At 46.8% G+C, this 11,575-nt stretch carries 6 protein-coding genes and 1 other RNA gene; 2 read left to right on the plus strand and 5 right to left on the minus strand.

Features of this window, described 5'->3' with window-relative positions; translation table 11 throughout:
• Nucleotides 1–76: 76 nt before the first annotated feature.
• The 3 genes from ffs to wecB all read right to left on the minus strand — a co-directional run bounded on the left by ffs (nt 77) and on the right by wecB (nt 2,816).
• Nucleotides 77–176, minus strand: an RNA gene (gene ffs, locus JNN12_14930) — signal recognition particle sRNA small type.
• 146 nt (nt 177–322) lie between these two features.
• The gene (locus JNN12_14935; GenBank protein MBL7979630.1) at nt 323–1,816 is read right to left on the minus strand and encodes an oligosaccharide flippase family protein; all 1,494 of its coding nucleotides are present in this window, start codon (nt 1,814–1,816) and stop codon (nt 323–325) included.
• On the minus strand, nt 1,797–2,816 hold the full coding sequence (wecB, locus tag JNN12_14940) for a UDP-N-acetylglucosamine 2-epimerase (non-hydrolyzing) (protein ID MBL7979631.1): 1,020 nt from the start codon (nt 2,814–2,816) through the stop codon (nt 1,797–1,799). The genes JNN12_14935 and wecB overlap by 20 nt, the downstream gene beginning before the upstream one ends.
• A gap of 339 nt (nt 2,817–3,155) precedes the next feature.
• Between wecB and JNN12_14945 the strand changes: the two genes are divergently transcribed.
• Nucleotides 3,156–3,455, plus strand: coding sequence for a hypothetical protein (locus tag JNN12_14945; GenBank protein MBL7979632.1), 300 nt, complete (start codon nt 3,156–3,158; stop codon nt 3,453–3,455).
• 83 nt (nt 3,456–3,538) lie between these two features.
• Here the strand turns inward: JNN12_14945 and JNN12_14950 are convergent, their stop codons facing one another.
• Nucleotides 3,539–6,229, minus strand: coding sequence for a serine/threonine protein kinase (locus tag JNN12_14950; GenBank protein ID MBL7979633.1), 2,691 nt, complete (start codon nt 6,227–6,229; stop codon nt 3,539–3,541).
• Between the two features lie 14 nt (nt 6,230–6,243).
• On the minus strand, nt 6,244–6,822 hold the full coding sequence (locus JNN12_14955) for a hypothetical protein (GenBank protein MBL7979634.1): 579 nt from the start codon (nt 6,820–6,822) through the stop codon (nt 6,244–6,246).
• A 392-nt stretch (nt 6,823–7,214) separates the two neighbouring features.
• Here JNN12_14955 and JNN12_14960 point away from each other — a divergent pair, with 392 nt between their 5' ends.
• Entirely contained in the window at nt 7,215–11,573 is a 4,359-nt protein-coding gene (locus JNN12_14960) for a DUF11 domain-containing protein (GenBank protein MBL7979635.1), read from the plus strand.
• Nucleotides 11,574–11,575 lie beyond the last annotated feature (2 nt).

The raw sequence follows: 11,575 nt of genomic DNA on the forward strand, positions 1-11,575 counted from the left end.
AGCGTAGGTTTCAAAAACATCGCGAAAACGCAAAGAACAGGAAGTTGGACGACAAAGACGGGGCCATAAAAATATAAAAGGGCAAGCTGACTGCATCGCGTTGCTACGACCTCCTACCGTTGCTACCTTCCGGTCCTGGCGGGGTTGAGAGGGAGCGAACCGTACAGGACTTGCCCTACCCGAATCTTTTTACTTGCACTTCATAAACATGAACGAATGTAAAAAGAAAACTCAAAACTGATTAGAAAGACAAGATATACATTTTACCCATCAACAACCAAGGCTAAATTACGAAATGGCGTTGAATTGATGGCGTTAAGGATTATTTTTGTTTTAAAATGGCTTGTAGGTCTTGCGGGCGCCGAAGCCCTACCACAAAAGCCATAAGGAAAATAACAGGAAAACAGAGCAATGATTTGAGGATGACCGACAAAAAGAGGTTGGGGATCACAATGATTTTGTCCACTATGGTGTAGCCTATCCAGGCAATGGTGCACAACAAAAACCATCTCGCATAAGGGAAAGAGATGTTTAGTTTTATTTTAGAATATACAGCAAATCCAATAAAAATCAAGATAAAGGCAACGGTAGTGGCATAAGCAGCCCCCATCATGCCCCAAATAGGTAACCACCATAAATTCAGCAAAATGTTGATCAGTGCCGCAAGGGCTGTCCATACCCCCATAAAAACAGTTTTTGATTGTACTGCCAACCCTGCAACGACGATCCAGCCAAGTCCATAAAAGACATTTGAGGCCGCTACCCAAGGAATGATGGCACTTCCGCTATAATAGGCTGGTGTAGAGAAAACGTGTAGCAGTTCCGTCCGCATAACAGAAAGTCCAAGCCAAAGCGTTGCTCCCGCAAAAGTAACATAGAGCAACATCCGACGATAGACCTCATTTCGGCTGGCGTCGTCGGCTTTGTCGTAAAGAGCGGGTTGCCATGCCTGTAAGAAGGGGCCCACCAAGATCATACTTGGAATCATCCCAAATTTATAAGATATCTCGTAGATGCCATTCAGGTTGCCGGATGGGTCTATCAGGGCAGTAATCATATACCGATCTGCGAAATTCAGGATGGGGTAAGCCATTGCGGCCAAGGTAATGGGAAGGCCATAGCGCAGCATCTTACGCAAGACGCCTAAGTCTAACTGAAACCGTAAATAAGGACGGGCAAACCATCCGGCAACCACCAACACAGGTAAGAGCAAAAGTAGTCGGGTTGCCAATATCGCCGAAACACCTGTCTTAAACCAATACAGCAACACAAAATTAAGTCCTACAAAGAGGGCTGTACCTATGAAGTTGGCGGTTTCGAGGGAGAGGGCCTTTCGGTCTGCGCGTAGATAATTTACCGATAAGCTTTGAAGATTCCGTAGAAATAAACTTACCATCATCCAAGCGAAAGCCAGTCCTTGCAAAGGGTGCGCCGTATTGAGGATCAGGGGAGCCGTTTGTTCGGAAAAAAGAACCAAGGCACCAATACCCATTGTACTAATGAACACCATGAACCACATGCTGGTAGAAAAGAGGCGGGTAAGGGCCTCCGGATCTGGTTCTTGTTTAAATTGCCAGACGAACGCTTGTCCTTGACCCAGAATAAGGAATGCAATCAAGAATTGTTCGGTGGTATCCATTAAGCCAATGAGGCCTGTATCGGTAGTCGGAAGCAGGTGCGAGTATAACGGAACCAAGGAAAGAAGCAAAAATTTATTCAAAAACGTCCCGATGCTGTGGATGCTACTGGTCTTGAAGATGTCCAGAATCCGAGAGGTCGGTTCCGGAGTAGGGGTATTAGACATGGGCCAACTCATCTAAGAGTGTTTGGGCAATGAGGGTACTGGCCCCAACCCCACCTATCGTACCAAAATGCGGACGACCTCCTCTTGGGAGGGTTTGAACCATCTCAGGCAAGTCCTTCAAACGATTTCCAGACAACTGATTCCAGCCGTTTGAGAGGGTCTCTGGCCATTCGGTTTCGTTCCTCAGTGTGATACACGGTACCCCCAACCAATAGGCCTCTTTTTGCAATCCGCCAGAGTCGGTTAAAACCATTTTCGCATGACGAACCAAGGCCATCATGTCTAAATAACCTAATGGCGGCAGCGGATGCAGATTGGGGGGGAGGGTGCGAGAAGCCAAAAAATGGCGGGTACGGGGGTGAACGGGCCAAGCCACAGGCTGGTCTATGCGGGCAATGGCTCTCAGAATGGCCTCGAACTGGTCAGGGTCATCGGTGTTTTCGGCGCGGTGGATGGTGAGGACGGCATAGGATTGGGGCTTCAGCACCGAAAAGACAGGAGGGAAGTGCTCTTTAACCTGCTCACCAAAAAAAACCGTGGCGTCGTGCATCACATCGCCACAAAGAAAAACACCATGGTGTTTGCCCTCGTTTTTGAGGTGCTCTACGGCGGTCTCGGTAGGGCAAAAACACCAAGTGGCCAACGTGTCTGTCAAGATACGGTTGGTTTCTTCAGGCATGTTACGGTTAAAACTCCGCAGTCCCGCTTCTATATGAATGATGGGTAACCTGAGTTTGGCGGCTACCAGCGCACCACTTAGTGTACTGTTGGTGTCTCCATAAACCAAAACCGCATCTGGAAGGGTCTTTTGTGCCAATAGCCACGCTTCTAACCGGATCATCATGGTCCCAATTTGCCATGCATGAAGACCGCTACCCACGCCAAGATTCGCCACTGGTTGCGGCATCTGGAGTTCTTCAAAGAACGAACGATCTAATGCCGTATCGTAGTGCTGACCCGTATGGACGATAGATTCTTGCAGGCCCACTTTACGAAGAGCCTTGCTGACCATCGTAGCTTTTACAAATTGGGGCCGCGTGCCCAGTACAGTGCAAATATGACGAGACAAGTTTGTTTTGCGGGTTTAGTGTAACAACATGCTGCTCCCACCCGTGTTGGTGGTCATTGTGAATTTAGTCAAAGTCCAAAGGACATACCAAAAAAGCAAGTCTATATAAAAAAATTCCTTTTTTTGTTCGACAAAAAAGAAAAGGTCTTGTATTTATTCAAAGTTCTTTATAATTTGGTAACATTGAGGTAACAATTTAATAACATTAATCGTTAATAGCTCAAATCTTTACGTCCACAAGTGTTCGTGTTTGTATTTAATCCATCTTAGACCCTGACTATCATGAAAACCATTACCCGCCCCATCCGCACTTTTATGGATGAACTCGACAAGATGTATCCCTTCTTGCTCCCCATTTTTAGTATTCTTTTTTGGATGATTTCTGTGGTGATGGTCACGAAATTGTTTGCGGGCGAGCCACGCGGTCATGTGGCCATGATGCTGGTTGGTGTCCTGTGTGCGTTTTATCTGCACCTATCTCATGAAAAAAGCCGCTGGTGTCATGTCCTCTTCTGGTCGTATTTGGGTATTTCGGCCCTATACACCATTGGTCTGGGGGTCTATTGGGTAAATCATATATGAACTGCTGTGCTACGTTGCAATATCCAGCCTTTCTCTATCAAAAACCTCCCCATTAGTTTGGAGCAACTTTTAGACCATCCGTTTTAAGAAGCGAGGCTGTTTTTTCGTTTTAGCAACATTCGTTTCAAGACGATATCCGCATCCGCGTTTTCTTGCAGTTTTTGGTAAACCGTTTCCATTTGTTGCTTGGCGGCCAAGCGATTTCCTTTTTTGAATAAAGCCCATGCTTCGATGGCTTCTAACTCTAAGGAAAGCATTGGCGGCGGCTGAATCTTGGGCATGGCTTCTTTGACTTGTGCGATGAGCGTTTCCGCTGCAAGGGTTTGGTTTTGATCAAAGCGAATCCAGGCGATTTTGAGCAAGGCACGAACATAACGTGGACTTGGCGGTTGCTGGTCTTGGGTGGCTTGAATCATTTTTTGGAAATACGACTCCGCTTCAGACAAACGATTGGATTCCCGTAGCACTTCTCCCAATAAATATTCGGTTCGTAAAAGATCAGGATGGTCGGGCAAGACTACGTTTGTCAAACTGGCCAAGGCCTTTTTTCCCCATTGTTCGGCTTCGGCTAACTTGCCCTGATCTTGCAAAATAAAGGCGAGGTTATAATAGATGGATTGAAGGGTTTCCCCTCCAATTTGTTCGCCAAAGGGCAGGATTTTCTTGAGCAAGGCCACGGATTGTTCCAATTGTCCAAACTCGTATAACGTCGTAGCTTTATTGATTTGGCTGGTAATGACCTCTTTATGGTGGGTTCCGAAAATCTTTTCAGAAATTTGAATAGATTGATCCAAAGCCAGCAATGCCTCTTCTTTTTTTCCCAAGTATTTTAAAGCAAGGCTCAAATTGTTATAAGCCGTCGAAACAAAGTGATGGCTTTCTTTTTTATTAAGTCTATATATTTCAATAACTTTTTCTAATAAAACAACCGCCGTTTTATACTCTTCTTCATACCCTGCAATCGCGGCTTTTTGGCCTAATTGCTGGGCATACTCAAGGCTTTGTGCATTATAAACCTTTTCGGTTATCGAGTTGGCCTCGTCTAAGGCCGTTTTTGCTGCTTCTAACGCCCCCAGCTCCAGATGCAGCATATTTTTAATATTTAGAAGCTCTCGTCGTTTTTTTAGTATTTCTGGCGCTTCCGATGTAGCGAGCAAAAGCCCTTGATCTGCCGCCTTAATCCCATCTGTAAAAGCTTGCTTGAGCCAGTTTATTTTCGCAGTGTGTAGGAAGGTTTCGACTTGGAGGTAGGTGCTGGAGGCCGTTTGCTTGATTTCTTTTTGGGCAATTTGGTTCAAAGAGTCAGCAAGTTGTGTTTGGCTACGGCTAAACGCAATGCCCGAAAGTAGGTTAAAAATCCGTATGCGGACTTCTGGATGTGTTTTCGGCAAGTCGTTCAGATAAGTCAAACTATTTTGAATCAATTGTTGGGTCGCTTTGAGGTCTTGCGGGGCAGGGTTTGGACTAAAAGGATCATAGCCAGCCAAGACTTGTTCTAAAAAAGCCAATACTTCGCCTGATTTATTAGACTCATCCTTAATTTTTCCTGCTTGCCATAAGGTAAAAGCCAAACTACCCGAAAGGGTGACGAATAAAAGCCCCACAAGCAAAACTAATACCCGATTACGCGCCACAAACCGCGAAAGCCGATAAGACCATGTTTGTGGCTTGGCTAGAATGGGTTCACGCTTTAGCCAACGTTGCAAGTCTTCTGCCAAAGCTGCCACACTACCGTACCGCTGACTTGGTTCAAAAGACAGTGTTTTTAATACAATTGTATCTAAGTCTTTTGCTAGTTTAATCCCGCTTTTTTCGCCAATAAGACTTGGTAGCGGGGGCTGTTCCTTAAAAACGGTTTCTAATTCCACCAGGTTCTTACCAGCTACCTGATACGGAAGTTGATCGGTTAATAGCTCATATAACACAACCCCCAGCCCATAAACATCCGATAAAGCGGAAATAGGCTTTCCCCAGAGCTGTTCAGGACTGGCATAATTGGGGGTTAAAACATATTGAAAAGGCTGGGTTTGGGTATGTTCATCTGGTGCATTGGCGGTTTCTAACACTTTAGCAATCCCAAAATCCAGCATTTTGATTCGCTCATTCGGTAACACTAAAATATTACTAGGCTTAAGATCCCGATGCACCACCAAGTTGGTGTGTAAATACTGGAGTGCTTCGCAAATTTGCAAAATCCAGCCAATTTGTGTTGCAATGGTGGGGCGATGAGAGGCCGCATAAGTCCTCAAATCTTGCCCATTTACATACTCCATCACCAAAAAAGGAATCCCATTGGCACTAAGGCCTGCATCTATAAAGTTTGCAATAGAAGGATGTTGCAGGCGGGCCAATAGATGCTGTTCTTTTTCAAAACGTCTGGCCAGCCGAGGATTTAAAAAAGCATACCGCAGAATCTTAATGGCGACTTTTTGCTCAAAATCATCGGTTCGTTGCGCTAGATACACCTCTCCCATCCCGCCTTCGCCAATTTTTTCCAACAAGACATATTGCCCCATTTGCTGCCCTTTAAGGTCGGCTAATGGCGTTAAAAACTGGTTTTGTTCCACAGGGGCTAAGGCTTCGTCTAAAGCGGCTTCATAAGCAGCATCCACCGATGCAAGTTTTTGAACCCATTCATATAAATGAGGCGATTCTTCTTTAACCTGTGCTAAATAGGCCCCCTTTTCTAGGTCAGGCAGGGCTTGTAGGTTTTCTAAGTGGGTGGATAGAACTTCCCATTCGGTGGTATCAAACTTGGGATATAGGGGTGTCATAAGGCAGTTGCGTATTAGGATTGTTCTTGTAAAACACTGGCCATTAAAGCCCGCGCGCCCACCCAGTCTCGAATGACGGTTCGAGTACTCACATGTTGAATTTTCGCAATTTCAGCTTCTTTTAAACCTGCATAAAATCGCAACATCACGCCTTCCCATGCGCGTTGATTGGTTTGCGCCAAAATATCTAATGCGATGTCTAAAGCTGAAGTTTGATCTTGTATTTCTGGGTCAAAAATAGCTTCTGGCTCTGCTTCTTTTTCAGAAATCCGCACAAACCCTTTTCCACGTTTAAGGCTGTTTTTATTACGATGATAGACCGTAATCACATAGCGGCAGGCCTGAGCAACCGTAAGATAAAAATGTTTACGGTCTTTCCACACAACTTGTTTGCTGTCATAGAGGCTCGAAAAAGCCTCATTTAGGACCGCATAGGTATCATAAGTTGGGTGTAGTTCTGCTTGCTTAAGAGAGCGGACTTGTCGAGAAATTTGTAATAAGTTGGCATAGGCCTGTTCCATCAAAATAGACCAAGCATCGCTTTCGCCGTGATTGATTCGGTGGAGTAAGGCGGTTATTTCAGAATGAGACATACAAGTAACTCTTAGAATGTAAACTTGGTAAGCTGAAATATAAAGATGTCGTTGAATAGAAAAATGGTTTGGGATAATTTTAAATAAGACACTTATAAACAATTACTTAGACAATTTATATAAATTATTGTCACATTTTTTTCATATTTACTATGCATAAGGAAGGGATGGTTAAGGTGGATTTATAGGCACAATCATTGAAGACTTGACACAGTAAGGTGTTCCCTTTCCTCAACTTAACCAGACCTCCTTTTATGAAGAATGCAAATAGAATTTCTGCTATAGGTTTTTTTGTATTTTGCCTAACTTGTTTATTTTTTCCTCTTTATACTTTTGCCGCGTCCCCCCATTCTTTACCCTTATCCAAACGCGCAGGAAGCCAAACGTTCTCGATGGACTTGCCCAATGCGGGACCATATGACCCTGCCGCAATGGTGGTGGTGCGCTATCGGTATTCCTGTTCCAGTTTAACGACAGGTTGTGGCAATCTCACCATTAGTTCCGTGGTACCAACAGGCCTGACCTATATCAGCATGGCGGTTCCGGCTGGCTCAACGGGTTCTTATAACGCAGGGACCAGAACCGTTACCATGACCCGAAGCCCTTATACGGATGGTAACTCCGGCGATTTATTGGTGACGTTTCGGATTGACCCCAGCGCAGCCGGGCAAACCCTCGTGGTTCCGGGCACGTCGGTCATTACAGACCCTATCAACCCTGCCAATGCTAGCTTGACGGCGAGTGTAACCATTAACGTTAGTACCACTCCACCCACTCCGCAATACACGGTCACTAAAGTAAAACTACAGCCAACAGGTGCGCCTGCTGTCGGTGCTAATGTACAATACCAAATTGCTTTGTCGGCCGACCAAATTAGTGGGAACGTGGACTTAACCAACCTCACGATTACCGATACTTTTCCCGCAGGTGCTACCGTAGTGAATGCAGATGGTGGTACGGTGAGTGGGAATACGATTACCTGGACTTTTCCAACAACCCATTTAATAAACTCTTGGGGGCGTGCGTACAGTCCTCTTACAGGAAGTTTTAGTGCTACGTATAAATACGATAGTTATGACGGACATCTCCTAACGGTTACCTTAAACTACCCCTCAAGCACGTTTAATACAGGCAGTAATGTAACCAATTCAGTTTGCTTTGTAGCCACATCGCCTGTATTTAATGAATGCGCGAATGTTTCTCACGGATTTGCGGCACCTGATCCGCAGTTAGTGCCGAGCAAGGAGACCATCAATAGCGAGGTTGTTGCAGGGAATCAGGCGATTTATCGGTTTGGGTTTAATGCTTTATATGGTAACGTCCCTGTAACCAATCCTGTTGTGGTTGAAGCCATTCCTGTAGGTTTTGATTTAGCCAAATTCCAACGTTCAGGATGGAACTTTCCAGATACCAATGTGCGGGCGCGGATTGAATACTCAACTAACAATCAAGGAACATGGACAATTTTAGAAGATAATGTAGCGCCAACAGGTAAAGGGGATTTCCGCATCTTTAATCGTGGCACCGACTTTCCAACAGGCATAACCCATATCCGATGGACGTTTTATGACGATAATAATCCTGCCCTTCCAAACCAAATTCCGCGTGAGTTTGCTACACAAGATTACAATTTTGGCGATGCAAACTACGTGTACTTAGATGTTCCAGCTGGTACGCCTACTGGAACATCAATTGTCAACTGTGTTACCGCTTCGGGGAGCAACATTAGCAATACACAAGGATGTGCAACCGTAACGGTCACAGATCCTAAACCCACTGTACGTACACGAAAAGATCAGTATCCTGCTACCGCCACGTCCATCAAACCAGGTGATGAAATAGAGTGGTCTATTACGATCAGCAATACCGAACCTGCAATAGGCCCTGCTACAAATCCAACCATTATGGATTTATTGCCGCCCCAATTAGAGTTTGTTCGGTGGTCAAACTATACACCAGGCAATTCGACGCTGCCTTCTCCTAACTTTGTAGCCCTTAACAACTATAACGGAACAGGCAGAACGTTGCTCCGCTGGACCTGGGCTAACACAGCACCGAGTGGTTCGGTAGATATCAACGGCAATCCTGGGGTCGCAAACCCTGCCTCCATACCATTTGGGGGACTTCATTCTGCATCGGTAAGGATTATCACCCGTGTCAAGCCTGGCACAGCGGTTGGAACATACCGGAATGACAACTTTTTAACCGCCACCAATGCAACTGTCTATTGCCAATACAATTTTTACGCAACGGATACCAATGACTTAGATGGAGATGGGAGTACGACAGATAGCATTTGCTCCAGCGAAAATACGCCAAACTTTAATGTGGTTGCTGCGGTGGTGATGGGAGCCGAGAAATGGATTCGAGGTCATGCTTCACTCCCCAATGTGGATGATCCTGCCAGCACGCCTGCCATTCCCGATGCCTTTTGCCCAACCTTAGATGGAACTTACACCCGTTTTCCCTGTGTTGCACGTACCGTTCCCGGTGGCACGTTTGATTACAAAATCAAGCTCATCAACTACGGCAACCTACCCTTGAAGAATTACGTCGCCTACGATGTATTTCCGTTCATGGGCGATACAGGTGTTTCCGAAATCCTTACTTCCCAAACCCGAAATACCGAATGGGTTCCTGTGATGACAAGCGCACCAACCGCCGCCGATGCTTATACCGCATCTGTCCTTGCCTTACCCGGTGCAGAGATTGCTTATACTTTTTCCACGAATCCTTGCCGCCCCGAAATGTCTAATTCTTCCAATGAATCGGGATGGCAAACGGGATGTATCAACGACTGGACAACCACTGTCACAAACTGGAGCGCCGTCAAAGGGTTTCGACTAAAAGTACCCTTTACCAATGCGCCACACTGGGAAGCAGGGAAAGAAATCATTCTGAACGTGCCCATGCAGGTTCCGGTCACGGCACCATTCGAAAAAATTGCATGGAACTCCATTGCCCACCGTTCCACCAATGCAGGCGTTGATCCCTCGGTCACCACAACGCGTTTAGACACCGCCGAACCGCGCAAAGTGGGCATTGCCATTCCAACCGGCGCTTTGATTCCGGGTTATCGTCTGGGAAACTTGGTGTGGATGGATACCAATCAGGATGGCATGGCGGATAACGGCGAAATGGGGATTGAAGGCGTTTTAGTAGAGCTGTACAACAGTGCGAATACGTTGTTAGCCTCCACGAATACCGATGCAAACGGCAAATACGTCTTCACCGCATTGGACGCAGGCGATTATTATGTCAAAATTCCGTCCAACCAATCTTCGGCACTGAATCCGTCGGCACTGACAGGCAAAACGTCCTCGACGGCTGGTGAAGAAGCCGATCCAGATTCAGATGGAGACAATAACGAGAACGGTACGATTGTGGATGGAACGGGCGTGCGTTCGGCATTGGTCACCTTAGGTGAAGGCACGGGCAGTGCCGAACCAACCAACGAAGTAGATCGAAAAGGCAGTGCCACCGATGACGACAACGATGCCTTTGCCGATAATCGTTCTAATCTTTCGGTGGACTTTGGGTTTATTGCAGCAGCAACGTGTTCCATCAATGCCCCAACCGTCACCCCAACCTGTAATAACAATGGCACGCCGAGCAATCCGGCAGATGACACCTTTAGTTACGCCATCACCGTAACCGGATCCAATACAGGCAGTACTTACAACCTTAGTGGAGATGATACCCGCACAGGACTGGCTTACAATACCGCTCAAGGCCCTTATGGCAGTTTCCCCATCTCTGGTGGAAATAAAACGATTACCATTACGGATGGAACAACGAGTTCTTGTACCAATGGCCCTGTAACCATTACTGCACCGCCCACCTGTTCCAGCTTAACCGTCGGTTCGTTGCAAGTCAGTAAGGTTGTGACAGGTGCGCCTGGGGGCTTTGTAAGTCCAACCTATTCAATTGTGGTGGACTGTTCTGATAATGCGTTTGACCAAACCCTAACCCTCGCAAATGGGGCGAGCCAAACCATCCTCAATATCCCCGCAGGTACAACCTGTACCGTTACGGAACCCACCCAGCCCGCACCACCCTCAGGATACACCTATGGCGCGGCGGTGATTAGCCCAAGTGGCGCACAACCCATTACCGCAGGCAGTACCGTGACGGTGACCGTTACGAATCCATTGACGGCAAACCCCGTTTGTGCCATCAATACACCGGTGGTCGTGCCCACTTGTAACAACAATGGCACACCGAGCGACCCTGCGGATGACACGTTTACCTTTACCATCAGTGCAACCGGATCGAATACAGGAGCAACCTACAAGGTGGACAAAACCGCACCCGCACCGACGGCTACGGTCTTTGCCAGCGTCAATTATGGCGTAACAAGTGCGTCAAGCGCCGCTTTCCCGATCTCCGGCGGGAATCTTACGCTTACGCTGACGGACAACACAACCGCAACGTGTACCAACACGCCCGTCACCGTCACAGCGCCGCCAACCTGCTCCAACGTAGCACCACAAGCCGATCTTGAACTAACCAAAACCGCCAGTAGTCCGGTTGTTCGTCCGGGAGATACCCTTACGTTTACGCTCACTTTGGTGAACAAAGGCCCTGGAACGGCGAATGGGGTAGTCGTCCGAGATATGCTTCCAGCAAGCCTGAACTTTGTCAGTGCGACCACTGCCACTGGTTCTTACGACAATGCCTCTGGCCTCTGGTCGCTCGGCAATATCGCCCCGGGAACCTATACCCTGACCATTAATGTGATGGTGAACTAAAA

Source organism: Bacteroidetes Order II. bacterium (assembly GCA_016788705.1).
In the GTDB taxonomy this organism is placed as follows: domain Bacteria; phylum Bacteroidota; class Rhodothermia; order Rhodothermales; family UBA2364; genus UBA2364.